Annotated in this window: 28 protein-coding genes; 11 read left to right on the top strand and 17 right to left on the bottom strand. The window is 59.4% G+C overall.

All coding sequences use genetic code 11. From position 1 onward, the window contains the following. Nucleotides 1-48 precede the first annotated feature (48 nt). The 7 genes from murA to KZH41_RS05955 form a co-directional block, all read right to left on the bottom strand. Nucleotides 49-1,314: a UDP-N-acetylglucosamine 1-carboxyvinyltransferase gene (murA, locus tag KZH41_RS05985; protein ID WP_094950440.1), complete on the bottom strand. Its 1,266-nt coding sequence runs from the start codon at nucleotides 1,312-1,314 to the stop codon at nucleotides 49-51. 23 nt (nucleotides 1,315-1,337) lie between these two features. Further along, nucleotides 1,338-1,592: a BolA family protein gene (locus tag KZH41_RS05980; RefSeq protein WP_094950439.1), complete on the bottom strand. Its 255-nt coding sequence runs from the start codon at nucleotides 1,590-1,592 to the stop codon at nucleotides 1,338-1,340. 114 nt (nucleotides 1,593-1,706) lie between these two features. Beyond that, nucleotides 1,707-2,012, bottom strand: coding sequence for a lipid asymmetry maintenance protein MlaB (locus KZH41_RS05975; RefSeq protein WP_094950438.1), 306 nt, complete (start codon nucleotides 2,010-2,012; stop codon nucleotides 1,707-1,709). Continuing rightward, nucleotides 2,009-2,656, bottom strand: coding sequence for a phospholipid-binding protein MlaC (locus tag KZH41_RS05970; RefSeq protein WP_094950437.1), 648 nt, complete (start codon nucleotides 2,654-2,656; stop codon nucleotides 2,009-2,011). The genes KZH41_RS05975 and KZH41_RS05970 overlap by 4 nt, the downstream gene beginning before the upstream one ends. A gap of 11 nt (nucleotides 2,657-2,667) precedes the next feature. Further along, nucleotides 2,668-3,135: an outer membrane lipid asymmetry maintenance protein MlaD gene (gene mlaD, locus KZH41_RS05965; RefSeq protein WP_094950436.1), complete on the bottom strand. Its 468-nt coding sequence runs from the start codon at nucleotides 3,133-3,135 to the stop codon at nucleotides 2,668-2,670. After that, nucleotides 3,135-3,932 carry a lipid asymmetry maintenance ABC transporter permease subunit MlaE gene (mlaE, locus tag KZH41_RS05960; protein WP_094950435.1) on the bottom strand — a complete coding sequence of 266 codons (798 nt, stop codon included), beginning with the start codon at nucleotides 3,930-3,932 and terminating at the stop codon, nucleotides 3,135-3,137. Before mlaE ends, mlaD begins: the two co-directional genes overlap by 1 nt. After that, complete coding sequence (locus tag KZH41_RS05955; protein ID WP_003171811.1) at nucleotides 3,932-4,741, bottom strand: ATP-binding cassette domain-containing protein; 810 nt, start codon at nucleotides 4,739-4,741, stop codon at nucleotides 3,932-3,934. Before KZH41_RS05955 ends, mlaE begins: the two co-directional genes overlap by 1 nt. A gap of 302 nt (nucleotides 4,742-5,043) precedes the next feature. On the opposite strand from KZH41_RS05955, the gene KZH41_RS05950 reads away from it, so the two are divergent. The 10 genes from KZH41_RS05950 to KZH41_RS05905 all read left to right on the top strand — a co-directional run bounded on the left by KZH41_RS05950 (nucleotide 5,044) and on the right by KZH41_RS05905 (nucleotide 12,072). Beyond that, the gene (locus KZH41_RS05950) at nucleotides 5,044-6,018 is read left to right on the top strand and encodes a KpsF/GutQ family sugar-phosphate isomerase (RefSeq protein ID WP_094950434.1); all 975 of its coding nucleotides are present in this window, start codon (nucleotides 5,044-5,046) and stop codon (nucleotides 6,016-6,018) included. Then, nucleotides 6,019-6,543, top strand: coding sequence for a KdsC family phosphatase (locus tag KZH41_RS05945; protein ID WP_094950433.1), 525 nt, complete (start codon nucleotides 6,019-6,021; stop codon nucleotides 6,541-6,543). An 8-nt stretch (nucleotides 6,544-6,551) separates the two neighbouring features. Beyond that, nucleotides 6,552-7,124, top strand: coding sequence for an LPS export ABC transporter periplasmic protein LptC (gene lptC / locus KZH41_RS05940; RefSeq protein WP_242154477.1), 573 nt, complete (start codon nucleotides 6,552-6,554; stop codon nucleotides 7,122-7,124). Beyond that, a complete protein-coding gene (gene lptA, locus KZH41_RS05935) occupies nucleotides 7,111-7,659 on the top strand; it encodes a lipopolysaccharide transport periplasmic protein LptA (protein ID WP_094950431.1) in 549 nt (182 codons plus the stop codon). Before lptC ends, lptA begins: the two co-directional genes overlap by 14 nt. Nucleotides 7,660-7,662: 3 nt before the next feature. Continuing rightward, on the top strand, nucleotides 7,663-8,388 hold the full coding sequence (lptB, locus tag KZH41_RS05930) for an LPS export ABC transporter ATP-binding protein (protein WP_094950430.1): 726 nt from the start codon (nucleotides 7,663-7,665) through the stop codon (nucleotides 8,386-8,388). 184 nt (nucleotides 8,389-8,572) lie between these two features. After that, nucleotides 8,573-10,066: an RNA polymerase factor sigma-54 gene (locus KZH41_RS05925; RefSeq protein WP_094950429.1), complete on the top strand. Its 1,494-nt coding sequence runs from the start codon at nucleotides 8,573-8,575 to the stop codon at nucleotides 10,064-10,066. Between the two features lie 75 nt (nucleotides 10,067-10,141). Beyond that, nucleotides 10,142-10,447, top strand: a complete 306-nt coding sequence (gene hpf, locus KZH41_RS05920; RefSeq protein ID WP_010170586.1) for a ribosome hibernation-promoting factor, HPF/YfiA family — start codon at nucleotides 10,142-10,144, stop codon at nucleotides 10,445-10,447. 12 nt (nucleotides 10,448-10,459) lie between these two features. Continuing rightward, nucleotides 10,460-10,924, top strand: a complete 465-nt coding sequence (gene ptsN / locus KZH41_RS05915; RefSeq protein WP_094950428.1) for a PTS IIA-like nitrogen regulatory protein PtsN — start codon at nucleotides 10,460-10,462, stop codon at nucleotides 10,922-10,924. A gap of 2 nt (nucleotides 10,925-10,926) precedes the next feature. Continuing rightward, complete coding sequence (rapZ, locus tag KZH41_RS05910) at nucleotides 10,927-11,784, top strand: RNase adapter RapZ (protein WP_083360130.1); 858 nt, start codon at nucleotides 10,927-10,929, stop codon at nucleotides 11,782-11,784. Between the two features lie 15 nt (nucleotides 11,785-11,799). Next, nucleotides 11,800-12,072, top strand: a complete 273-nt coding sequence (locus KZH41_RS05905) for an HPr family phosphocarrier protein (protein ID WP_094950427.1) — start codon at nucleotides 11,800-11,802, stop codon at nucleotides 12,070-12,072. A 37-nt stretch (nucleotides 12,073-12,109) separates the two neighbouring features. On the opposite strand, the gene KZH41_RS05900 is transcribed toward KZH41_RS05905, so the two are convergent. From KZH41_RS05900 to pmbA, 6 genes are all read right to left on the bottom strand, one after another. After that, the gene (locus KZH41_RS05900) at nucleotides 12,110-13,003 is read right to left on the bottom strand and encodes a ZIP family metal transporter (RefSeq protein WP_094950426.1); all 894 of its coding nucleotides are present in this window, start codon (nucleotides 13,001-13,003) and stop codon (nucleotides 12,110-12,112) included. A gap of 32 nt (nucleotides 13,004-13,035) precedes the next feature. Beyond that, nucleotides 13,036-13,647 carry a superoxide dismutase gene (locus KZH41_RS05895; RefSeq protein WP_263274517.1) on the bottom strand — a complete coding sequence of 204 codons (612 nt, stop codon included), beginning with the start codon at nucleotides 13,645-13,647 and terminating at the stop codon, nucleotides 13,036-13,038. Between the two features lies 1 nt (nucleotide 13,648). Beyond that, the gene (locus KZH41_RS05890; RefSeq protein WP_094950424.1) at nucleotides 13,649-14,092 is read right to left on the bottom strand and encodes a hypothetical protein; all 444 of its coding nucleotides are present in this window, start codon (nucleotides 14,090-14,092) and stop codon (nucleotides 13,649-13,651) included. 27 nt (nucleotides 14,093-14,119) lie between these two features. Beyond that, complete coding sequence (locus KZH41_RS05885; RefSeq protein WP_094950423.1) at nucleotides 14,120-15,496, bottom strand: class II fumarate hydratase; 1,377 nt, start codon at nucleotides 15,494-15,496, stop codon at nucleotides 14,120-14,122. Next, a complete protein-coding gene (locus tag KZH41_RS05880; RefSeq protein ID WP_242154471.1) occupies nucleotides 15,489-15,884 on the bottom strand; it encodes a FagA protein in 396 nt (131 codons plus the stop codon). Before KZH41_RS05880 ends, KZH41_RS05885 begins: the two co-directional genes overlap by 8 nt. Nucleotides 15,885-16,031: 147 nt before the next feature. Beyond that, a complete protein-coding gene (gene pmbA / locus KZH41_RS05875) occupies nucleotides 16,032-17,378 on the bottom strand; it encodes a metalloprotease PmbA (RefSeq protein ID WP_263274516.1) in 1,347 nt (448 codons plus the stop codon). Nucleotides 17,379-17,486: 108 nt separating this feature from the next. Between pmbA and yjgA the strand changes: the two genes are divergently transcribed. Beyond that, the gene (gene yjgA, locus KZH41_RS05870) at nucleotides 17,487-18,008 is read left to right on the top strand and encodes a ribosome biogenesis factor YjgA (RefSeq protein ID WP_064450713.1); all 522 of its coding nucleotides are present in this window, start codon (nucleotides 17,487-17,489) and stop codon (nucleotides 18,006-18,008) included. 45 nt (nucleotides 18,009-18,053) lie between these two features. Here the strand turns inward: yjgA and tldD are convergent, their stop codons facing one another. From tldD to rng, 4 genes are all read right to left on the bottom strand, one after another. Then, nucleotides 18,054-19,496 (bottom strand): metalloprotease TldD, encoded by a 1,443-nt coding sequence (gene tldD, locus KZH41_RS05865; RefSeq protein WP_094950420.1) that lies wholly within the window; start codon nucleotides 19,494-19,496, stop codon nucleotides 18,054-18,056. A 16-nt stretch (nucleotides 19,497-19,512) separates the two neighbouring features. Continuing rightward, nucleotides 19,513-20,361, bottom strand: a complete 849-nt coding sequence (locus tag KZH41_RS05860) for a carbon-nitrogen hydrolase family protein (protein ID WP_094950419.1) — start codon at nucleotides 20,359-20,361, stop codon at nucleotides 19,513-19,515. A gap of 48 nt (nucleotides 20,362-20,409) precedes the next feature. Further along, on the bottom strand, nucleotides 20,410-24,225 hold the full coding sequence (locus tag KZH41_RS05855) for a YhdP family protein (protein WP_263274515.1): 3,816 nt from the start codon (nucleotides 24,223-24,225) through the stop codon (nucleotides 20,410-20,412). A 76-nt stretch (nucleotides 24,226-24,301) separates the two neighbouring features. Continuing rightward, nucleotides 24,302-25,759: a ribonuclease G gene (rng, locus tag KZH41_RS05850; RefSeq protein WP_053254407.1), complete on the bottom strand. Its 1,458-nt coding sequence runs from the start codon at nucleotides 25,757-25,759 to the stop codon at nucleotides 24,302-24,304. Between the last annotated feature and the right edge of the window lie 42 nt (nucleotides 25,760-25,801).

The raw sequence follows: 25,801 nt of genomic DNA, 5'->3' as shown, positions 1-25,801 counted from the left end.
CGGGAGCAAGCTCCCTCACCACAGTAAAGGTATTTGCAGTTCCGGGGACTAGCCCGGTACGCGGCGGATCTTGGCGCCGAGCATCTGCAGTTTTTCTTCGATGCACTCGTAACCACGGTCGATGTGGTAGATGCGGTCGATCAGGGTATCGCCGTCAGCGCACAGCGCCGAGATCACCAAGCTGGCCGAGGCACGCAGGTCGGTGGCCATGACTGGCGCGCCCTTGAGCTTCTCGATGCCGGTAACGATGGCCGTGTTGCCTTCGACCTGGATCTTGGCGCCCATGCGGTGCAGTTCATACACGTGCATGAAGCGGTTTTCGAAGATGGTCTCGATCACGGCACCGGTGCCTTCGGCAATCGCGTTCAAGGAGATGAACTGCGCTTGCATGTCGGTCGGGAACGCCGGGTACGGAGCAGTACGCACGTTGACAGCTTTTGGCCGCTTGCCGTGCATGTTCAGCTCGATCCAGTCGGAACCGGTGGTGATTTCAGCACCCGCTTCCTTGAGTTTTTCCAGGACGGCTTCAAGGATGGTCGGATCGGTGTCCTTAACCTTGACGCGACCACCGGTCACGGCGGCAGCCACCAGGTAGGTGCCGGTCTCGATACGGTCGGGCATCACTTTGTAGGTGGCCGAGTGCAGGCGTTTAACACCCTCAATGGTAATGGTGTCGGTGCCGGCGCCGGTGATGTTGGCACCCATGGCGATCAAGAAGTTGGCCAGGTCGACCACTTCAGGCTCGCGCGCGGCGTTTTGCAGCACGCTGCGACCGTTGGCCAGGGCAGCGGCCATCATGATGTTCTCGGTACCGGTCACGCTGACGGTATCAAAGAAGAAATTGGCACCGCGCAAGCCGCCTTCTGGCGCCTTGGCCTTGATGTAGCCGCCTTCGACGTCGATGGTGGCACCCATGGCTTCAAGGCCACGGATGTGCAGGTCGACCGGACGCGAACCGATGGCGCAACCGCCAGGCAGCGCCACTTCGGCTTCACCAAAACGGGCAACCATCGGGCCCAGTACCAGGATCGACGCACGCATGGTTTTCACCAATTCGTACGGAGCGATCAGGGTCTTGATAGTGCGCGGGTCGATTTCGACAGACAGCTTCTCGTCGATCACCGGCTCAATGCCCATGCGACCGAACAGCTCGATCATGGTGGTGATGTCGTGCAGGTGCGGCAGGTTGGCCACAGTCACCGGGCCATCGCACAGCAGGGTCGCTGCCAGGATCGGCAAGGCGGAGTTTTTCGCACCGGAAATGCGGATCTCGCCATCAAGGCGGACACCGCCGGTAATAATCAATTTATCCATAAGAATCTCGACGCCTTGGGGGCTCAGGTGCGCTCGGCCCAGGCCGCGCGGCTGAAAAATTTCATAGTGACCGCGTGGATGCTGCCATCGGTGATCCACGGGTTCAAATGGGCATAGATCTGCTGTTGACGCTTGACCGGGCTCAGTGCCGCCAGTTCATCGCTAATCACATTCAGCTGGAAGTTGCAGCCTTCGCCTTCAACTTCAACCTGCACTTGTGAAGGAAGGCTATTCGACAGCTTTTCTTCAAGGAAGCTCTTAACTTCGTAGGCCTGCATGCTCAACCTCTATCGGCGCCAAGTGCGCACGGGTCGCACATCATACAAAAAAGCCCCGCGCCTGCGAACCCCGCATAGCAGGACTCTGACGGGGGGCCTCTTTAATAATGTGTATTAAGGATGCGCCAACAGTTCGGTAATACCGGAAACCTCGGCAATTTCGCGCATGTGCTCGGGCAACGCACGGATGCTGAACGGCTTCTTGACCGCTTCAGCATCGCGCATGAAACACAGCAACAACGACAGACCGACGCTGCTGGACTTGGTCACCGCCGAGCAATCAAGCACCAACGCAGGCGCGTTGCTGCTGTTGATCAGCGCCTGGCCCTGCTTGCGCAGGTCAGGCCCGGAGCGGTAATCGAGTACGCCACTGAGAAACAACTCACCGGCGTCGCCAAGACGAACAGCCGACTCGGTCATTGCGCAGGCTTCCCAGCTTGTTTGTCGGTTTCTTCCTTGGCCTTGGCGACTTCACCGGCCCAACCATTGATGGTTTTGTCCAGGTTGTTGCCATTGCGCTGCATCGCGTCAGCGAACTGATCGCGGAACAGCTTGCCAATGTTGATGCCGTTGATGATCACGTTACGCAGTTTCCACTCGCCGCTGATCTTCTCCAGTGTGTACTGCACAGGATAAACGGCGCCGTTGGTGCCCTTAACGGTCATGTTAACGCTGGTGCGGTCACCCGACTCATCCCCGGCCGGAGCAACGGTAATGCCCTGGTTGTTGTACTCCAGCAGGGCGTTGCCATAGAACTGGAACAGGCCCTTCTTGAAGTTTTCCTGGAATGTTTGCATCTGCGCAGGCGTAGCTTTGCGTGAATACTTGACCGTCATGATGCTGCGGGAAATGCCTTCGGCATCGACCACTGGGCCCACAATGGTATTCAGCGCATCGTAGAACTTCGTTGGGTCTTGCTTGTACTGCTCTTTGTTGGCAGTCAGGTCAGCCAACATTTTGTTGGTCGTGTCCTGCACCAGATCGTGCGCAGAACCCGCCGCGTTGGCCATCATCGGCAGTGCTGCAAGCAGCACCAGCAGGCCACGTCGCAAGGTAGAGATCATGAACAGATTCCTCATTTGGCGTCTTTATTGACCGTATTGAGCAGGAATTTACCGATCAAGTCTTCAAGCACCAACGACGACTGTGTGTCGTGGATTGTCGAACCATCCTTGAGCAAGGCTGTTTCCCCGCCCACGCTGATACCGATGTACTTCTCGCCCAGCAAACCAGCAGTGAGGATAGATGCAGTGGAGTCAGTCGGCAGATTATCTACCTTCTTATCGACTTGCATGGTCACTCGGCCGGTGAAGCTGTCGCGATCCAGATCGATTGCCGTGACCTTGCCGACGGTTACACCGGCCATGGTCACTTTGGCTCTGACAGTCAAACCGGCGATATTATCGAAGTACGCGTAAAGTTTATAAGTGTCGGCGGTGGGGCTGGCCGACAGGCCGCTGACTCGCAGGGCCAACAACAGTAAAGCCAGGATGCCAGCCAGCAAGAAAAGGCCGACACCGATTTCCACAGTGCGGTTTTGCATCAGAAATCTCCAAACATCAAGGCGGTCAAAATGAAGTCAAGGCCCAGTACCGCCAGCGAGGCGTACACAACGGTCTTGGTGGTGGCGCGACTGATCCCTTCTGAAGTGGGCTCACAGTCATAGCCTTGGAATACGGCGATCCAGGTCACTACAAAGGCGAAGACGATGCTCTTTATGATGCCGTTAAGCACGTCGCCGCTGAAAGTCACGCTGTTTTGCATGTTGCCCCAGTACGAGCCGTCATAGACGCCCAACCAGTCAACCGCCACCCACGAGCCGCCCCAGATACCGACCACACTGAAGATCATCGCCAGCAGAGGCAGGGAAATGAAGCCGGCCCACAGGCGCGGGGCAACAATGTATTTGAGCGGGTCCACGCCGATCATTTCCAGGCTGGACAACTGCTCGGTGGACTTCATGTTGCCGATCTCAGCGGTCAATGCAGACCCTGCGCGCCCGGCAAACAGCAAGGCGGTGACAACCGGGCCGAGTTCACGCAACAGCGTCAGGGCGACCATCTGCCCCACCGCCTGCTCCGAACCGTAGCTGGAGAGGATATTGAACCCCTGCAACGCCAGCACCATGCCGATGAAAATCCCGGACACCACGATAATGACCAGGGACATCACGCCGATCGAGTGCAATTGCTTGAGCAGCAGGCCAAAACCGCCGCCGATGCCGCCGCGACCGAGCAGTGCGTGAAACAGAAAAATGGTCGAACGCCCCAGCACTTCGACCAGATCGATGCCGGAGCGACCGAAAAGGCGAACCTTCTCGAGTAAAGATGTCTTGCGCATCAGCGCTTCCCCAGAAGATCTGAGCGGTAGTCCGCTGCCGGAAAATGAAAAGGCACCGGGCCATCGGGATCGCCGGTCATGAATTGGCGAATACGCGGGTTATCAGCGTTCATCAGTTCTTCAGGCGTGCCCTGCCCCAGCACCTGACCATCGCCTACTACATAGAGGTAGTCGGCAATGCTCGCGGTTTCGGCCAGGTCGTGGGACACCACGATACTGGTAATCCCCAACGCGTCGTTGAGCAGGCGGATCAGGCGTACCAGCACGCCCATGGCGATCGGGTCCTGGCCTACAAAAGGCTCGTCATACATGAGGATTTGCGGATCCAGCGCGATGGCACGCGCCAACGCGACACGACGCTTCATGCCGCCGGACAATTCGTCAGGCATCAGGTCGATGGCGCCGCGAAGGCCGACGGCCTGCAGCTTCAGCAACACAATGTCACGAATCATCTCATCGGACAGTTGCGTGTGCACCCGCAGCGGAAACGCCACGTTTTCGAACACATCGAGGTCAGTGAACAGCGCGCCACTCTGGAACAGCACGCCCATATGCTTGCGCGCATCGAACAGATCGCTGCGCGACAGGGTCGGCAGGTTCTGGCCGTTGACCCACACTTCGCCGGCGCTAGGGCGCAATTGCATACCCATCAGGCGCAACAGGGTGGTCTTGCCGCAACCGGAAGGCCCCATGATGCCCGTGACTTTTCCGCGGGGAATGCGAATATCGACGTTATTGAAGATGCTGCGCGTCCCGCGCTTGAAGGTAAGGCCCTTCAGCTCGACCGCGTAGGCGTTATCGGCACTCATCTAATCTCCTTGGGATGCAGCCTTTCACTCAGACACCATGTTTGCGACATTCGTTTGCGACAGATGCGCAATAAATAGTTAGCCACATGGGTTGGGCGGACCGAACTGGCGGCGAACTATATCACTGCTGGTACAGCGCCCCCAAGGCCGGAACAGCGCTCGTTCAGATTCGGGACAGGGAAAAAACGTTGCTGTGCACTAATCTTAGGCACTTGCAGAATAAACCCTGACGAACTTGCGTGAGGGAATTGATCATTACCGCTATAATCGTCGACTTTTCGTCAGGCTATACGATTTCAGACATGAGCCAATCCAGCGACCTTATTCAATCCGCACAACGCACCATCCGCCTCGAGCTTGAAGCCGTAGAAGGTTTGCTGGCCCATATCGACGCGGATTTCGTACGCGCCTGCGAAATGATTCTGGCCAGCAAGGGCCGCGTTGTCGTGGTCGGCATGGGCAAATCAGGCCATGTCGGCAACAAAATCGCCGCCACCTTGGCAAGCACCGGGACCACGGCTTTTTTCGTGCACCCGGCCGAGGCCAGCCACGGCGACATGGGCATGATCACCAAGGATGACATTATCCTGGCGCTGTCGAACTCCGGCAGCACTAATGAAATCGTGACCCTGCTGCCACTGATCAAACGCCTGGGCATCCAGATGATCAGCATTACCGGCAACCCGGACTCGACGCTGGCCAAGGCCGCCGAGGTCAACCTGAATGTTCACGTGGACCACGAAGCCTGCCCGCTGAACCTGGCACCGACCTCCTCCACCACCGCAGCACTGGTGATGGGCGATGCCTTGGCAGTGGCGCTGCTGGAGTCACGCGGGTTTACCGCCGAGGATTTCGCATTTTCCCACCCGGGTGGCGCCTTGGGCCGCCGCCTGCTGCTGAAAGTCGAAAACGTCATGCACTCCGGTGATGAATTGCCTCACGTCCCGCGCGGTACCCTGCTTAAGGACGCCCTGATGGAAATGACCCTCAAGCGCCTGGGCATGACAGTCATCCTGGAATCCGATGGCCGCCTGGCCGGGGTGTTCACTGACGGCGACTTGCGCCGTACCCTGGACCGTAACCTCGACATTCAAACGGCTACGATCGACGAAGTCATGACCCCACGCGGCAAGACCGCACGCCCTGAAATGCTGGCGGCCGAAGCGCTGAAGATCATGGAAGACCACAAGATTCTTGCGCTGGTGGTCGTCGACGGTGACGATCACGCGGTCGGCGCCCTGAACATGCACGACTTGCTGCGTGCGGGAGTGATGTAAATGTCCAGCGACCTGTTGCAACGCGGTAAAAACATCAAACTGGCGATTTTCGACGTCGACGGCGTACTGACCGATGGCCGCCTGTACTTTCTCGAAGACGGCAGCGAGTTCAAGACGTTCAATACCCTCGATGGCCAAGGCATCAAGATGTTGATGGCTGCGGGCGTGCAAACGGCGATTATCAGCGGTCGAAAAACACCGGTTGTGGAACGCCGCGCACAAAACCTGGGGATTCCTTACCTGTATCAGGGCCGCGAGGATAAACTGGTGGTTCTGGACGAGCTTCTTGGACAGCTCAACCTAAGCTATGAGCAGGTCGCCTACCTGGGCGATGATCTGCCTGACCTGCCGGTCATTCGCCGGGTAGGCCTGGGCATGGCCGTCGCGAACGCCGCGGCATTTGTGCGCGAACACGCCCATGGCATCACTACCGCACGTGGCGGTGAAGGTGCTGCCCGCGAGTTCTGCGAGTTGATCCTGCGTGCCCAGGGCAGTCTTGAAGCGGCCCACGCCGCCTACCTATAGAGCTTTTTATGCTGAGCAAAAAGATTCGCAAATTTCTGTTATTCGGGGTGATCGCCGCGCTGTTCCTGGCGGTGGGCTACTGGAATATCAGCCCGGAGCGCTTTCTCGACAAGCCTGTAGTGGCCGTCGACGAGAGCGCTATCGCCTATTACGCCATCAACGCCCACACCATACAGTTCCTGCCTGACGGCAAGGTTCAGTACGAAATGACCGCCGATAAAGTCGAAAACCTCAAGGCCACGGACGTCAGCCTACTGACCAACCCCGACCTGAACCTCTACCGCGGTACCGAGTTCCCATGGCATGTCACCAGCAAGCGCGGTGAGGTGAACAAGGGTGGCACCCAGGTAGAACTGATCGACTCGGTCCGCGTTGCACGCACCGACGATAAGAACCGCGACACCATCATTACCAGCAGTCGCATGACCGTTTTCCCACAACAGCAATATGCGCAGACCGAGCAAGACGTTAGAATCGACGGCGCTGGCGGTGTATCGACTGGCAAGGGAATGAAAGCGTATTTGAAAGAAAGCAGGATACACCTGCTATCGAACGTAAGAGGACAGTATGAGGCTCGTTAAAACCCTCCCTATTTTGCTCGGTCTGGGCGCAGCACTGGGAAGCGTGAGCGCCTGGGCTCTGCCGAACGATAGCCAGCAACCGATCCACATTCAGGCTGACGATGCGCAGCTGGATGACAAACAAGGTGTGGCCACCTACACCGGCGGCGTGATCATCACCCAAGGCTCGATGAAAATCACCGGCAACACGGTGACGCTCACGCGTACCCCGGCCGGCGATATTGACGTGGTGACATCGGTGGGCAACCTGGCCTATTTCGAACAGAAGCAGGCGCCCGCCGATACCGCCCCGATGAAGGGCTACGGCAAGACCATCCAGTACCACGCCCAGCAGAACCGCATTGTCCTGATCGATCAGGCCAAAGTGGTCAGCACCGATGGCAACACCACGGAAGGTGAAAAAATCACCTATGACACCGTGAAGCAGATCGCTCAGGCCGGCCGCGCCAATGGCAGCAAGGTCACCGCACCTCGCCCGCGTATCGACATGGTTATCCAGCCGAAGCAGAAAGCTGACGCGAAGAAGGCGAACTAACGAATGGCAACCCTGAAAGCCCAGCATCTGGCCAAGGCCTATAAAAGCCGTCAGGTCGTACGCGACGTGAGCCTGTCGATCGACAGTGGCCAGATCGTCGGCTTGCTTGGCCCGAACGGTGCCGGCAAGACCACATGCTTCTATATGATCGTCGGGCTGGTTCAGGCGGATCAAGGGCGTGTACTGATCGACGACTTGGACGTCAGCCATCAGCCCATGCACGGTCGTGCACGTGCAGGTATCGGCTATCTTCCCCAGGAAGCGTCGATCTTCCGCAAACTGTCAGTGGCCGACAACATCATGGCGATCCTTGAGACCCGCAAGGAACTCGACCGTGATGGCCGCCGCAAGGAGCTGGAAAGCCTGCTGCAGGAGTTCCATATCAACCACATTCGCGACAACCTCGGCATGAGCTTGTCCGGTGGTGAGCGTCGCCGTGTGGAAATCGCCCGCGCCCTGGCCACTGCGCCTAAGTTCATCCTGCTGGACGAACCGTTTGCCGGCGTCGACCCGATCTCGGTCGGCGACATCAAACAGATCATCTATCACCTCAAGGCCAAGGGTATCGGCGTATTGATCACCGACCACAACGTCCGTGAGACCCTCGATATCTGTGAAACAGCTTATATCGTCAACGATGGCCAGCTGATCGCCGAAGGCGATTCCGCCACTATCCTGGCCAACGAACTGGTCAAGGAAGTGTACCTGGGCCATGAGTTCCGCCTGTAAGCACTGTGGTGTCTGGCCATTCGCCAAGGCGCGCGGGAGTCAATAAAAACCTCGTTTTTTTTATTGTTACCGCGCTCTAGGCAAAGCCCCCGATATCAGGCATATAATTTGCTTATGTTTGGCGCTCACGCGCCCTGTCGTGGATGGCGCATTGCGCCGGCGAATAAGGTGTTAAGCCCCTGCCATGAAACCATCGCTAGTCCTGAGAATGGGCCAGCAGCTGACGATGACACCGCAGCTGCAACAGGCCATCCGCCTGCTCCAATTGTCGACCCTGGACCTGCAACAGGAAATCCAGGAGGCCCTGGAGTCCAATCCGATGCTCGAACGCCAGGAAGAAGGCGACGACTTCGATAATGCAGACCCGCTGGCCGACAACATCGAGCAAAAACCCAACGCCGACGTGCAGGAACCCTCTTATCAGGAAACCGCCCCGACGGTGGATAACCTTGAGGAAGGCGAATGGAACGAGCGCATTCCCAACGAGCTTCCCGTGGACACCGCGTGGGAAGACGTCTACCAGACCAGCGCCAGCAGCCTGCCGAGCAATGATGATGACGAGTGGGATTTCACCACCCGTACGTCCGTCGGCGAGAGCCTGCAAAGCCATTTGTTGTGGCAACTGAACCTCGCGCCGATGTCGGACACCGATCGCCTGATCGCCGTCACCCTGATCGACTGCATCAATAACCAGGGCTACCTGGACGAAACCCTTGATGAAATCCTCGAGGCCTTCGACCCGGAACTGGACATTGAACTGGACGAAATCGAAGCCGTCCTGCACCGCATCCAACAATTCGAGCCCGCCGGTATCGGCGCTCGCACGCTCAGCGAGTGCCTGCTGCTGCAACTGCGCCAACTGCCGGCCAAGACCCCTTGGCTCGCTGAGGCCCAGCGCCTGGTCACCGACTACATCGACCTGCTGGGCAGCCGCGACTACAGCCAGCTGATGCGCCGCATGAAGCTCAAGGAAGACGACCTGCGCCAGGTCATTGAGCTGGTACAGAGCCTCAACCCTCGCCCGGGCTCGCAGATCGAGTCCAGCGAAGCCGAATACGTGGTTCCCGACGTGATCGTGCGCAAGGACAACGAGCGCTGGCTGGTGGAATTGAACCAGGAATCGGTGCCGCGCCTGCGCGTCAACCCGCAATACGCAGGCTTTGTGCGCCGCGCCGACACCAGCGCCGACAACACCTTCATGCGCAACCAGTTGCAGGAAGCGCGCTGGTTCATCAAGAGCCTGCAGAGCCGCAACGAAACCCTGATGAAAGTGGCCACCCAGATCGTCGAGCACCAGCGCGGCTTCCTGGAATATGGCGACGAGGCCATGAAACCGCTGGTGCTGCACGACATCGCCGAGGCGGTGGGCATGCACGAATCGACGATTTCCCGGGTGACCACGCAAAAATTCATGCATACCCCACGGGGTATTTATGAGTTGAAATACTTTTTCTCCAGCCACGTCAGCACCTCCGAAGGCGGCGAATGCTCGTCCACGGCGATCCGCGCGATCATCAAAAAACTGGTTGCCGCGGAAAATCAGAAAAAGCCGTTGAGTGACAGCAAGATCGCTGGTTTACTGGAGGCACAAGGCATTCAGGTCGCCCGTCGAACCGTCGCCAAGTACCGCGAGTCCCTCGGGATCGCGCCTTCCAGCGAGCGTAAGCGTTTGATGTGACGGGCGGGCCATAGCGTTCCAGTGGCGGGTATTCCTACCCGCCGCTTTATGCACTGGCAACGAAGGAGAAGCTGTATGCAAGTCAATATCAGTGGACACCAACTGGAAGTGACCGAACCGCTGCGCGCCTACATAGGCGAAAAGCTCAAAAGAATTGAGGGGCATTTCGACAAGATCACCAATGTGCAAGTCATCATGACTGTCGAAAAGCTGAAGCAGAAAATCGAAGCCACCTTGCGTATACCCGGCGGGGAAGTCGTCGCCAATGCTGAGCATTCAGATATGTATGCCGCCATTGACGACCTGACCGACAAGCTGGATCGCCAAATCAAAAAGCATAAGGAAAAGCAGCAGAGCCTTCTTCAGGGCACAGGCCGCTAACACTCCCCACCCATGATCCGACTTGAAACCATCCTGACCCCCGGCCGTTCTCTCGTGAACGTGCCGGGCGGCAGTAAAAAGCGCGCCCTAGAACAAATTGCCAACCTGATCGGCCGCGAAGTGCCCGAACTGGATACGCAAGCTGTGTATGAGGCACTTATCGCCCGTGAAAAACTCGGTTCAACCGGTTTTGGCAACGGTATCGCGATTCCTCACTGCCGCCTGCAAGGCTGTGAAGCCCCAGTGAGCGCCCTGCTGCACCTCGATGCACCAATTGATTTCGACGCCATCGACGGCGCACCGGTCGACCTGCTGTTCGTTCTGCTGGTCCCGCAAGCCGCCACCGATGCACACCTGGAACTGCTCCGGCAGATCGCCAGCATGCTCGACCGCAAGGAAGTACGCGACAAACTGCGCAGTGCCAGCACCAACGAGGCGCTCTATCAGGTTGTCCTGGATGAACAAAGCGGGCAGTAATCATGCGTTTGATCATCGTCAGCGGCCGTTCCGGCTCGGGTAAAAGCACTGCCCTCAACGTTCTTGAGGACAACGGCTTCTATTGCATCGACAACCTGCCTGCGGGCCTGCTGCCTGAACTGGCAGAGCGCGCGCTGATCCACACTGAATTGGCACAACCCCTGGTTGCCGTTTCGATTGACGCCCGCAACCTGCCCAGCCACCTTGAGCGATTCCCGCAATTGCTCGAGGAAGTGCGCGCCAAGCACATTCATTGCGATGTGCTCTACTTGGATGCGGACGAAGAAACGCTGCTCAAGCGCTTTTCCGAGACCCGCCGACGCCACCCCCTCAGCAGCCCGCATCGCTCCCTGGCCGAAGCCATTGAGGACGAGACCACGCTGCTCGGCCCGATCATTGACCTCGCCGACCTCAAGATCAACACCACCAGCCTGAACCTGTATCAATTGCGGGATGCCATCAAGCTGCGCCTGCTGAACCAGCCAGAGCCCGGTACCGCTTTTCTGGTCGAGTCGTTTGGCTTCAAGCGCGGCATGCCGGTGGACGCCGACCTGGTCTTTGATGTGCGTTGCCTGCCTAACCCTTATTGGAAGCCAGAACTGCGCGAACAGTCGGGGCTGGATCAGCCTGTGGCCGAATACCTGGCCGCGCAGCCGGATGTAGAGGAGATGTTCCAAGACATCTCCAGCTACCTGCTCAAATGGTTGCCGCGCTTTGCTGCGAGCAATCGGGCCTATGTCACCATTGCCATTGGCTGTACCGGCGGCCACCATCGCTCCGTCTACCTGACCGAACGCCTGGGCCAGGTGCTGCAGCAAACCCTCAAGAACGTCCAGGTTCGCCACCGCGACCTTAGCTGAAAGGACCACCCCGCGATGCCCGCTCTGGAAATTGAAATCATCAACAAGCTGGGCCTGCACGCTCGCGCTTCCGCTAAATTCGTCGGCGTTGCCGGACAATTTCCTTGCGAGATCTACGCCGGGCGCACGCCGGAGTCCATGGTCAACGGCAAGAGCATCATGTCGATGATGATGCTGGCCGCCGGCAAGGGCACCAAAATTCACCTGAAGACGCAAGGCGAGCAGGAACAGGAAGCGATGGATGCCTTGGTGGCGCTGATCAATAACTACTTCGACGAAGGTGAGTAAGCCCACCCTTTGAGAGGGATGTGAGGCTGCAACAGCCTCACCCCAGAGCTGTATCCATCACCATCATTAAACAGAACCCGATGCACAACCCCAAGCTGGCAAGCTTTTCGTGACCATTGCGGCGCGATTCGGGGATCACTTCGTGAGTCACCACCAGCAACATCGCACCAGCCGCAAGCGCGAGGCCCAGCGGTAACAAAACTTCTGCCAGGCTCACCAGCCACGCGCACAACACAGCGAATACCGGCTCTACCAACCCTGACGCGGCGCCGATCAGGAACGCTTTGACCCGCGACATCCCGGCCCCGGCCAAGACCAGCGCAATCACCAAACCTTCCGGCACGTCCTGCAGGGCAATGCCCATGGCCAGGCTATCGGCATCCGGCATCCCGCCACCGGCAGAGACACCCACCGCCATGCCTTCCGGAATGTTGTGGGCAATGATGGCGAACACAAACAGCCAGATGCGGGGTGGGATCACCGGTTTATCCGGCGTGCCCACCAGCATTTCCGGGCTGGCGCCGGAGACCTTGCGGTCGACCAGGTACAGCCCGAACGCTCCCAGCATGATCCCAAAGCTGATCAAGCCACTGGCGCCCCAGGGCGAAAGCCCCAGGCCTTCAGCGGCAGCGATACCCGGCACGATCAGCGAAAAGGCAGTTGCTGCCAACATCACTCCAGCACCAAAGCCCAACAATGTATCGCTGAGCGCTACCGGCATCCGACGAATCACCAGCACCGGCACCGCGCCCAGCGCCGTGCCGAGCGCGCAGATCGACCCGCCCTGCAAGGCACGCAGGATGCGCGGTTCAAGGTCCAGCCAGGCCAGCCCGTGGGCCACCAGCAATGCAGTACCTGCCAATAGCAGCAGTGAGCCAAACGCATAACGAAACATTCGTCCGCTGCTGATCGCCAGTATTTCAGTGCCCATAGTCGGCCTTAGGTCTTGTTATAGGGTCAATATCAGGCCAAGGCGGCCTGGTAGCGTGCGGCGACTTCCGGCCAATTGATCACGCTGTAGAAGGCGTTGATGTATTCCGGACGACGGTTCTGGTAGAGCAGGTAGTAGGCGTGCTCCCAGACGTCCAGACCGAGGATCGGCGTATTGCCGTTCATCAGCGGGCTGTCCTGGTTGCCGCTGCTTTCGACCACCAGGGTCTTTTGTGGGGTAACGCTCAGCCAGGCCCAACCACTGCCGAAACGCGTCAGGGCAGCCTTGGTGAAGGCATCCTTGAAACTGTCGAAACCACCCAACTGTTCCTCGATCGCTTTGCCCAGCACGCCCTCAGGTTTACCGCCGCCTTTGGGCGACATCACCGCCCAGAACAGCGAGTGGTTAGCGTGGCCGCCACCTTGGTTGATCACTGCGGCACGCAGTTTTTCCGGCAACTGCTGGACGCTGGACACCAACTTCTCAACCGGCCAGCCCGCAAACTCAGTGCCCTCAACCGCCGCATTCAGGTTCTTGATGTAGGTCTGGTGATGCTTGGTGTAGTGGATTTCCATGGTTTGCGCATCGATGTGCGGCTCCAGGGCATCGTAGGCGTAAGGCAGGGCAGGCAAGGTGTAGGACATATCAATGTGCTCCGTAATAAGGACTGTTGCGGATCGACGCATCCGTTTGCACCGCAGCGCCACCCAACAAGCGATGGGTTCGCGGGTACTCGCCGTGATCGCTGATGAAGTTCAACAGTTCGACGTAGGTCTTGCTGCTCTGGCGCAGCGCCGCCTCGCGCAATTGCCGGCTCAGGCGCGGGTCCTGCAGGGTCTGCAGCAGGCGCTGGTGGATAGCACACAGGTACTCCGCGCTTTCCTCAGGCTGGTTCAGGCGCAGGTGCAGGTCCGCCAGGTTGTGATGGGAAATGACGCAAGCCGCCACTGCTTCGTCGGCATCCGCCCAACGCTCGAATAACACTTGAGCCAGGGCCAGGGCTTGCAAATAGGCCTCGCGAGCGTCGACCAGTTCGCCCTGCATAAAGCAGCGATTGGCCCGTTCGATCGTGCGTTTCCAGTGCTCCATGGTGAGCCTCCAAAGCAGAGTCGGTGATTACACGCCGCCCGCCGTAAGCTTTTCCGGATCCAGCAGGATCTCCAGTTGGCTACGTGACAAGTCAGTGTGCTCGAGAGCGACATCAATTACCGGACGGCCTTGCTGATAGGCCTTCTTGGCGATTTCAGCGGCTTTTTGGTAACCAATGATCGGGTTGAGTGCGGTGACCAGGATCGGGTTGCGCGACAGCGCTTCCTTGAGCTTGGCTTCGTTGACCTTGAAGCTGGCGATGGCCTTGTCGGCCAGCAAGCGGCTCGAATTGGCCAGCAGTTCAAGGCTGCTGAGCAGGTTTTGGGCGATGATCGGCAGCATCACGTTCAGCTCGAAGTTGCCGGATTGCCCCGCGACAGTAATCACCGTGTCATTGCCGATCACTTGGGCCGCGACCATGGCAGTGGCTTCCGGGATCACCGGGTTGACCTTGCCCGGCATGATCGAAGAGCCCGGTTGCAGGCCTTCCAGCTCGATTTCACCCAGGCCTGCGAGCGGTCCGGAGTTCATCCAGCGCAGGTCATTGGCGATTTTCATCAGCGAGACGGCGGTGGCTTTCAACTGGCCGGACACGGCAACGGCTGTGTCCTGGGAGCCGATCAATGCGAACAGGTTCCTGCCCGGGGTGAATTTCACGCCAGTCAGGTTGCTCAGTTGCTGGCTGAAACGCGCGGCGAATTCCGGGTGTGCGTTGATCCCGGTGCCGACCGCCGTGCCGCCCTGAGCCAGGGCCTGCAAGCTCGGCAGCAAGTCCTGCAAGTGACCGATATTGGCCTTGAGCTGCTGCGCCCAGCCGTTGAGCACCTGGCTCATGCGCACCGGCATGGCGTCCATCAAGTGGGTGCGGCCGGTCTTGATGAACGGATGCACTTGCTCGGCCTTTTGCTCGATCACCTGCACCAAGTGCAACAGCGCCGGCAGCGTTTGCTCATGCAGCACCAAGGCGGCACTGACGTGGATGGTGGTGGGAATGATGTCGTTGCTGCTTTGGCCGCAGTTCACGTGGTCGTTAGGGTTGACCGCCTCGCCCAACAAACGTGTGGCCAGGGTCGCAATCACTTCGTTGGCGTTCATGTTGGAGCTGGTGCCGGAGCCGGTCTGGAAGATATCCACCGGGAAGTGCGGCATGTAATCGCCCTCCAGCAAGCCCTGGGCGGCATCGACAATGGCTTTGCCCTGCCCTTCGCTGATCTGCTTTAGGTCGACGTTGGCCTTGGCCGCAGCGGCTTTGGCCAGGATCAGGGCGCGGATGAATTGCGCCGGCATGCGTTGGTTGCTGATCGGAAAGTTGTTCACCGCGCGCTGGGTTTGTGCGCCATACAAGGCCTCGGCCGGTACTTGCAGTTCGCCCATGCTGTCGCGTTCGATACGGGTGTTACTCATCGGAAGATCCTTGCACCAGGTCAGAAACAGAAATGGAAGGCAGCAATTCGCAGGTCGCCAATTGCCAGGCAAAGGCCTGCCAGCGCTTAAGGCGGCAGGCACAGTGGGAGAGGTTTTCCAGGTCGCGCAGCGGGCGCCACGCCTGGTCCAGGCACATGGAGCGCCAATGCCAGGGCAAGGCGATATCGCGGGCGGTGTCGATCAGCAGGCGCAATGAGGTTTCGGCGATCGTCCACGGATGGGTCGCGGTGCAACACGCCAGGTACCGACCCTCATTGAGGTAATGTTCGATCAGGCGAGGTTCATTGGGATCGAGGCCGCAGCGAATCTGACGACTCATCCAGCGCCAGCTTTCCAGGTACGGATCCTCATGCAGGACAGAACTCATGATCCACACTCATTCGATAATGATATTTATTATTAAATGATATTGAGAATCAAAACAAGCACAGCACGTTAATCCACCTGTGACTCGGCCATAAAAAAAGGCACGCCATCTGTACGATGGCGTGCCTTTTTTTGAGCGCGAGAGTGATTAGCTGCCGGCGACAGTCATCCGCTCGATCAACACCGAACCGGTGCGAATGTTGCTGCGCAGTTCCAGGTCGTTACCCACGGCAACGATCTGCTTGAACATGTCGCGCATGTTGCCGGCGATGGTGACTTCCTGCACGGCGAATTGAATTTCGCCGTTTTCTACCCAGAAACCCGCCGCGCCGCGGGAATAATCACCGGTGACCATATTCAGGCCACTGCCCATCAGTTCGGTCACCAGCAGGCCACGGCCCATACGACGCAGCAACGCCGCCTGGTCTTCGTCGCCATGGGTCACGAACAGGTTGTGCACGCCACCGGCGTTGGCGGTGCTTGGCAGGCCAAGCTTGCGGCCAGCGTAAGTACCGAGAACGTAGGAGACCAACTCGCCCTTTTCGACAAACGGTTTGGCATAAGTGGCCAGGCCATCACCGTCGAACGCCGAACTGCCCATGGCGCGCATCAGGTGCGGGCGCTCATCAATGGTCAGCCACTCAGGAAACAGTTTCTGGCCGATTGCGCCCTCAAGGAACGAAGACTTGCGGTAGAGGTTGCCGCCGGAAATCGCGCCCAGGAAGCTGCCGAACAACCCGCCGGCCAGCTCTGCCGAAAACAGCACCGGCACTTCACAGGTCGGTACCGGGCGCGCGCCCAGGCGGCTCGCCGCACGCTGGGCTGCGCGCTGGCCAATGCTGACCGGGTGAGCCAGCAATTCGCCTTGGCGGCTCACGTCATACCAGTAATCACGCTGCATCTGGCCATCGGCCTCGGCAATCATCACGCAGCTCAGGCTATGGCGAGTGGAGGCGTAACCACCGATAAACCCGTGGCTGTTGCCATACACGCGGCAGCCCTGATGGGTACTCAAGGTGGTGCCGTCAGCATTCTTGATGCGAGGATCAGCATCAAACGCTGCCGCTTCGCAGATCAGCGCCTGCTCGATAGCCTGTTCAGGCGTGATGTCCCAAGTGTGAAACAGATCGAAATCCTTCAAGTCCTTGGCCATCAGTGCCTTGTCAGCCAAGCCTGAGCTTTCATCTTCGGAGGTGTGCTTGGCAATCGCCAACGCAGCGGCGACCGTCTCGCGAATCGCTTCGGGCCCGCTGGCCGACGTACTCGCCGAGCCCTTGCGCTGCCCTACATACAAGGTGATACCAAAACCCTGGTCGCGATTGAATTCGACGGTTTCCACTTCCCGCTGGCGCACCGACGTCGACAGCCCCTGCTCCAGCGACACCGCCACTTCACAGGCGCTGGCCCCCTGGCGCTTGGCCTCGGCAAGGATCTGCTCGACTTGTTCCTGCAGTGCCGGTAACGCTTGCGGACCGACGCTTTGGGCTGCACTCATGGTTTTCTCCACTCAAATTCTGCTTTCGGTTAAGGCCATCGAGCGACCGGGCCGGACAAGCGGCCCCCGACTGGTTATCATGGCGGCGTTTCTTTGCGGACTGCCACCATGGTTGATTCTTACGACGACTCCCTCGATGGGGAGAAAAGCAAAACCCAGGTCAAACGCGAGCTGCATGCTCTGGTTGACCTTGGCGAGCGCCTTACAACGCTCAAGCCTGACTTGGTTGCAAAACTGCCACTGACCGACGAAATGCGCCGGGCCCTGGCTGATGCACCTAAGCACACCGCGAATATCGCGCGTAAACGGCACATCATGTTTATCGGCAAACTGATGCGCGATCAGGACACTGACGCCATTCTGACCCTGCTCGATCAACTCGATGCCTCCACTCGCCAATACAACGAACGTTTCCACAACCTGGAACGTTGGCGTGACCGCCTGATTTCGGGCGATGACGCTGTATTGGAGAAGTTCGTGTTGGACTACCCGGACGCGGACCGCCAGCAACTGCGCTCCCTGATCCGTCAGGCCCAGCACGAACTGGCGCAAAACAAGGCTCCGGCCACCAGCCGTAAAATTTTCAAGTACATCCGTGAGCTGGACGAGACTCAACGCGGCCTGCGCTGATCCTCTTCCCCGGGTGGCGTTCTGCGCCACCCGAAGCTCCACCTTTTACGACCCCGTGCCACCCACGGTGATCGCATCAATCTTCAAGGTTGGCTGACCAACGCCGACCGGCACCGACTGCCCATCTTTACCGCACGTGCCCACGCCGCTGTCCAGCGACAGGTCGTTACCGACCATCGACACCTTGCTCATGGCTTCTGGCCCGTTACCAATCAACGTTGCCCCTTTGACCGGCGCGGTAATCTTGCCGTCTTCGATCAGGTACGCCTCGCTGGTGGAGAACACAAATTTGCCGCTGGTGATGTCCACTTGGCCGCCGCCGAGGTTGGCGCAGTAGATCCCGCGTTTTACCGAGGCGATGATTTCCGCCGGGTCGCTTTCGCCACCGAGCATGTAGGTGTTGGTCATACGCGGCATCGGCAGGTGAGCGTAGGACTCGCGGCGGCCGTTACCAGTACGCGCCACGCCCATCAGGCGGGCGTTGAGCTTGTCTTGCATGTAACCCTTGAGCACACCGTTTTCAATCAGCGTGGTGCACTCGGTCGGCGTGCCTTCGTCGTCGATGCTCAGCGAACCACGACGACCGGCCAGGGTGCCGTCATCGACAATGGTGCACAGCTTGGACGCGACCATCTCGCCCATGCGCCCGCTGTAGGCGGAACTGCCCTTGCGGTTGAAGTCGCCTTCCAGGCCGTGGCCCACCGCTTCGTGCAGCAAAACCCCAGACCAGCCCGAGCCCAGTACCACCGGCAAGGTACCGGCTGGCGCCGGAATGGCTTCAAGGTTGACCAGTGCCTGGCGCAGCGCTTCGCGGGCGTAGCCCATGGCGCGGTCTTCAGTGAGGAAATAACGGTAGTCGGTGCGCCCGCCGCCGCCATGGCCACCGCGCTCGCGGCGACCGTTCTGCTCGACGATCACACTGACATTGAACCGCACCAGCGGCCGTACATCCGCCGCCAACCCGCCGTCGGTGGACGCCACAAGAATGCGCTCCCACACACCGGCCATGCTCACGGTGACTTGCTGGATACGCGGGTCGAGGGCACGGGTGGCCGCATCGATACGCTTGAGCAAGTCGACCTTTTCCGCACGGCTGATCACTTCCAGAGGGTTATCCGGCGCGTACAACTGAGCCACATCCTGGGTGCTGAATGCCTGCACCGTGCCGTTCTGGCCGGCGCGAGAGATTGAGCGTGCCGCACGCGCCGCCAGGCCCAGGGCTTCAAGGGTAATGGCGTTGCTGTAGGCAAACCCGGTCTTCTCACCAGATTGCGCGCGCACGCCCACACCTTGATCAAGGTTGAAGCTGCCTTCCTTGACGATGCCGTCTTCGAGGGCCCAAGACTCGGAAATCTGCCCTTGGAAATACAGGTCGGCCGCGTCGATGCCTGGCCCGGCCAGATCGCCGAGCACGGTTTGCAAGCTTTCGATGGTCACGCCACCGGGTGCCAGGAGGTGTTCACTGACTGAGGACAACAACTCGCTCATAGGTTTGGCCTTAAATTCATCGTTCCGAAGCAGGCCGCTGCGCGCCCTGCGAGAAAAAGCGCCGATGGTTGACCACCGGCATGCGCGCCCGTATCGACGCCTGTTCACTGCTATCGCGCTCGGCCAACAACACCGCTTCGCCTTGATCCTGTTGTGTCAGCACGCGCCCCCAAGGGTCGACAATTGCTGCGTGGCCAAAGGTTTCCCGTGGGCCTGGGTGTACGCCGCCTTGGGCGGCTGCCAGCAGGTAGCACTGGGTTTCGATGGCTCGCGCACGAATCAGCACATCCCAATGTGCAGCGCCGGTCACCGCCGTAAAGGCCGAGGGCGCGGTAATCAATTCAGCCCCCGCCGCACGCAATTCGCTGTACAACTCGGGGAACCGCAAGTCGTAGCATACCGTCAGGCCCAAGCGCCCCACCGGCGTGTCCGCCACGACAACATTGCCACCGAAAGCATAGTCGTCGGATTCGCGATAACGACCTCGAGCATCCGCCACGTCGACATCGAACAGGTGCAGTTTGTCGTAACGGGCGACGATTTCACCCCGATCATCGATCAAGAGCGAGCAGGCGTTGGATTTGGCGTTCGGTTGGTCCTTAGGCGGCAACGGCAATGTGCCGGCCACTATCCATAAGGTGAGGTCGCGGGCGGCCTGTTTCAACCACGGCAGGATCGGGCCTTCGCCCAAGGCTTCGGCGCGACCAATGTCGGCGACGTCACGACGGCCCATGGCGGCGAAGTTTTCCGGCAGTACCGCCAGCTTCGCACCGCCCGCCGCCGCTTGCTCCAGCAAGCGCCGGGCCTGAGCCAGGTTGGCCAGGACGTCACTCTGGCTGACCATTTGAATTACCGCAAAGGACATAGGCCAACACTCCGTAAAGGGCATGCGGCCATGCTACTCCACAGGCTCTCAGTTTGGTTTTTCAAATGGCTTGTCGAAGGTGATTTTTGGATCCTTCCATGGACCTTGCACCTTGTATTGCACACTGGCGAAGCGCGACACACGGTCGCCGATCAACTTGTCGATCAGGAACAGCGCGCCACCAATGGCCGGCGCACCGACAATCAATGCGGCAATCGGCAGGTTGTTGGTCACCGGCAATGTGACCAGCAACTTGGCGTCGACCCGGTCGGCCACCAGGTCCAGCGTGCCATTGAGCTCAAGGTTAGTGGATGGCCCGGTCATGGTGATCGGCTCACGGGTCACGAACACGCCATTACTGGCTGCCAGCAAGCCTTTGACCCGGTCATAGCTCAAACCTTTGCCGAGCAAGTCCGAGAAGTCCAGGCGCAAACGGCGACCGATGGAGTTGAAGTTGAGCAAACCAAATACCCGCAGGGCCTGGGCGCCGCCTTCCACTTCAACGAACTGGCCTTTGCGGAATGCAGCGTCCAGGCTACCGGAGAAACGCTTGGGCCCGACCCAGGCTGGCGAACCCGGCCAGCGACCGTCCACGTCCAGATGGAAGTCTTCACTCGTCACGGTCGGCGCAAAGCCCCAGCCCTTGAGCACATCGGCGATGTTCTTGCCATCCAGGCGGCCTTTGTACCAACTGCTGCTGTCACCCGGCGCGCCTTCCCAACCACCGGCACCCTTGAGCTGCATGCCTTTGAGGCCCAGGTCCAGGTTGTTGAAGGCCAGGCCCTTGGCGGTTGGGCGGATCTTCAGCGACCAGGCACCTATCAGATCAGGCCCCTGGAACAATTGATCGATGGCGATATCCAGTGCCGGAATGTCTTTGGGATCAATATCAGCCAACGGGTCCGGCGCGTTCTCATTCGCCTGCACCGTCGGGTCCACCGCCGGCAATTTCACGTACTGCAAGTTGATCGCAATAGGCGCACCCTTGGCATCCGGCAGGTTCACCGCGCCTTTGGCTTGCTGGCTGTCAAACTGCAAACCCCACGCAGCCGGCTTGCGACCCAGTTGCAAGTTGACCCGATCAAACTGGGTACCGAAGCCCGTCAACTTGCCCACCTTGAAATCAGCGCCACTGAGCAGTTGCTTGGCACTGCCGCCCGGATCATTGCCGGCGTAGCGGTTTACCAGTTTTTTCCACGGGTCGATGTCCAGCTCCGACAGCACGCCGCGAATACGTAGGCCTTTGCTAGCCGGCAACAAGGCAGCGCCATCGCCAAGGAACAATTCCCCACGACCGTCATTGAACTTGTCTGGAGGCGAGGCAAAGGTAAAGCTCGCCAGCTCGCCGTAATCAAACCAGTAGCGCCGCTCGGCGCCCTGCAAGGTCATACGGAACACGCTGTCACGGCCCTGACTGGCAGGCATGCCAAACGGTGCCGGCAGATCCACTGCTACGCCCTTCATGGTGGAGCTGACCATCAGTTGGCTGTCGGCGCCGTCCAGGGTCAGTTGCAATTGGTAAGGGATATCACCGGACACCGGCAGCGGCTGGCTGACTTTTAACCAATCCGTCAGGCGCTTGACCGTGACCTGGCCCTTGGCGCTGACGCGCGTACTGATTTTGCCCGGTTTGCCATCGGCAAAAATCTGCGCAGTGATCGGCCGGTCGAACGCCTGGGCCGAGATGTTCTGGCCACTCAGGCCTTTGGCGCTGTCGAAGCGGAAATTGCCTTTGAGCTGGGTCAGGTCCAGGGTCGGCTCGGCCAATTGCAGGCGGGACTTGTCGGTCTGGAAGTCCACCACAATCTTCGGATCGGCGCCTTTGACCAGCGCAATGTCCAGGTCCAGTTTGCCTTGCAGGTCGCCCTCGCCCTTCCAACCGGCGAAGGTCGAACCGGTGCCTATCGGCGCTTCCTGGAGGATCTTCAAGCCATCGCCCAAACCGCCAGCAAACCCACCGGTAATCAGCAGGTGGCTGTCTTGGCCGGCAGGCGCATGAGGAATATTGACGTAGATGTCCTTGACCTTGGTGTCGAGTAACTGGCCCTTGCTCGCCAGGATACGCACACCGCTCTCCTCGACAAGCACTTCGCCATTGACCTTACTTACGTGCGGCCAACCCGGCTGGAACGCCAGTTCGGCATCATGCACCTTGAAGAACAAGCTGATATTGCGTGCAGCCGGCAGCGCGTCGTGGTTCAGCGAGCCTTGGTACTGGAAGAAACCTTCGTCAACCGCGCCTTTGAGAATCGCCGTGCGCAGCCACTCATCCAAGGACGGGCTTAACACGGCCGGCAAATACTTGGCCGTGAAGCGCCCGTCGCCATCGACCATGCCGACCCGCAGGTCCATGTAGTCTTCCTGGCTGTGGTCGAAATGCAGGCGAATCAGGAAGTCCGCAGCGACCTTGCCCTCTTCGCCCAGCACTTTGATGTACGGTGCGATCAGGGTGAAACCTTCCTTATCCAGCTTCCATGTCAGGCGCGCATTGGCCTGGATGTACTGCCATGGCTTGGCGAAGATCGGGTCCAAGTGCAAGGAAAAGTCCTTGCTGTCCATGCGCAACTCGCCGTGGCCCAGGTCGCCGCTGATGCTGCCGGACACGTTCCGCGCAGCCGGTGCGCCGAAGTAGGCATTAAAGCCGATACGCTCAAGGTTGGCGGCAAAGCTGACCTTTTGGTCAGTGGTGTCCTGGGGACGCAAATCCACCAGCACGTTACGCAGCACGCCAGTGGCCTTCAGGTGTTCAATGGTCTTGGCAACGCCTTCCGGCAAGGGCGCCAAGGCATTCAGCAGCGGCGTGATCGGGGTCAGGTCGAGGCGGTCGGCCTGCAGCTTCCAGACTTCCAGAGCGGTATCGGTGGCCAGGCTCTGTTGCAATTGCAGGCGTGATTCCCAGCGCGTCTCACCGATGTTCATCGCCAGCGAATCAAACAGCACTTTAAGGCCGGTATCACTGCGTTGCAGGTAAGCCGTGAGGGCAAGGTTTTCGATATGCACCGGTTTGCGGTCAGCGTAGCTGCCCTTCACCTGAGGCGAGTTGAGGCGCACCACGGCGTTTTGCACGGTACCCTTGGCCCAGTCGAGCCAGAACTCACCGCCCGCCTTGAATTGCGAAAGCTTCCATTGCTGGGTCAGCTTGGCCGGGATCCATTTGGCCCAGTCGCTCTGGGGAAGGCTCAGGTAGGCCTGGACTTGCGCGTCTTTCCATTCGCTCGCGCGGATACGCGTGCGCAGGCTCACGGCCAGTGGCTGGCCGTCCGGCAAGGTCAGGCGGGCGTCGAGGCGTTGGCGCGTGGCGCCGGTGTGCAGGCTAAGGCCCACGTATGTCAGGGTCAGCGGCGCCTGAGCGAACGGTTGCAGCGTGACCTGGCTATCGAGCACCGACACGCGCTTGACCATCTGCATGCGTGTCAGCAACTGCTCCGGGTCCAGCGGCTGATCATCTTGTACCGGCAGGCCTTGCAGCGCCCAGTGGCCGTCCTTGTCTTCCTTGACGCTCAACTGCAACCCGCTGACTTCCAGGTGGGCAATGCGCACCTCGCGCGCCATCAGGCTGGCCCAGATAGCCGGTACCACTTCAACCTGGTCCAGGCGCAAGGCACTGCTGCCCTCGCCGACCATCACATCGTGGGCCAGCAATATCGGTGCGAAACCGCTCCAGCGCCCTTCCAGGCTACCGATGCGCACAGGCATATCCACCGCGGCCTGGGCCTTGGCTTCGATTTCGGCGCGGTATTCGGCCACCAACGGGGTGAGTTCACGACCCAGGCTCACGTACACCGCCGCCAGTACCAGCAGCAAGGCGCACAAGCCCAGGCCCCAGCGGGTCAAAGCGGCAAAAAAGCGTTTCAGACGCTCCATGTCAGGCGACCCTCAAGGCAATTAGCGGACGGCAGATCAAGGTCTGCCGGTCTCGAAGAAAGAAAGCGATTGGGGATCAGAGCAGCACCACGTCGTATTGTTCCTGTGAATACATGGTTTCGACCTGGAAGCGAATGGTGCGCCCGATAAAACCTTCCAATTCGGCGACGTTACCAGACTCCTCGTCCAGCAACCGATCGACCACTTTCTGGTTGGCGAGCACTCTATAACCTTCGGCCTGATAGGCACGCGCCTCCCGTAAGATTTCGCGGAAAATCTCGTAGCAAACCGTTTCCGGGGTCTTCAACTTGCCCCGCCCCTGGCAGCTGCTGCAAGGCTCACAGAGCACTTGTTCGAGGCTTTCGCGGGTACGCTTGCGGGTCATCTGCACCAGGCCAAGCTCGGTGATGCCGATGATATTGGTCTTGGCGTGATCGCGCTCCAGCTGCTTCTCGAGGGTACGCAGCACCTGACGCTGATGCTCTTCGTCTTCCATGTCGATGAAGTCGATGATGATGATGCCGCCCAGGTTGCGCAGGCGCATCTGGCGGGCAATCGCGGTAGCCGCTTCGAGGTTGGTCTTGAAGATGGTCTCTTCAAGGTTGCGATGCCCCACGAACGCACCGGTGTTGACGTCGATGGTGGTCATGGCTTCCGCCGGGTCCACCACCAGATAGCCGCCGGACTTGAGCGGCACCTTGCGTTCCAGGGCTTTCTGGATTTCGTCTTCGACGCCATACAGGTCAAAAATCGGCCGTTCACCAGGGTAATGTTCCAGGCGGTCGGCAATTTCAGGCATCAGTTCGGCGACAAACTGCGTGGTGCGCTGGAAGGTTTCCCGCGAGTCGATGCGAATTTTCTCGATCTTCGGGCTGACCAGATCGCGCAGGGTGCGCAGGGCCAGGCCCAAGTCTTCATAGATGACGCTGGGTGCGCCGATGGTTTTGATCTGCGCGCCGATCTGATCCCATAGGCGTCGCAGGTAACGGATGTCCATGAGGATTTCATCGGCGCCGGCGCCTTCTGCGGCGGTGCGCAGTATGAAGCCACCCGCTTCCTTGATGCCCTCGGCAGCCACGCAGTCGCTGACCACCTTTTTCAGGCGCTCGCGCTCGGCTTCGTCTTCGATCTTCAAGGAAATGCCGACGTGAGCAGTACGCGGCATGTACACCAGGTAACGCGAAGGAATCGACAACTGAGTCGTCAACCGCGCGCCCTTGGAACCGATGGGGTCCTTGGTGACTTGCACCACCAGGCTCTGCCCTTCGTGCACCAACGCACTGATGCTTTCGACCGCAGGGCCTTCGCGCAGGGAGATTTCCGAAGCATGGATGAACGCGGCGCGGTCCAGGCCGATATCGACGAATGCAGCCTGCATCCCCGGCAACACGCGCACCACTTTGCCTTTATAAATATTGCCGACAATGCCGCGCTTCTGCGTGCGCTCGACGTGCACTTCTTGCAGAACACCGTTCTCTACCACCGCCACGCGCGATTCCATCGGCGTGATATTGATCAGAATCTCTTCACTCATGGCTGGGTCTCGTTCAGGCGTTTTCACAATAGTGACCGATCG

The organism is Pseudomonas sp. YeP6b, from assembly GCF_025642995.1.
Taxonomy (GTDB): domain Bacteria; phylum Pseudomonadota; class Gammaproteobacteria; order Pseudomonadales; family Pseudomonadaceae; genus Aquipseudomonas.
This window is presented reverse-complemented; position numbering and strand designations above follow the sequence as displayed.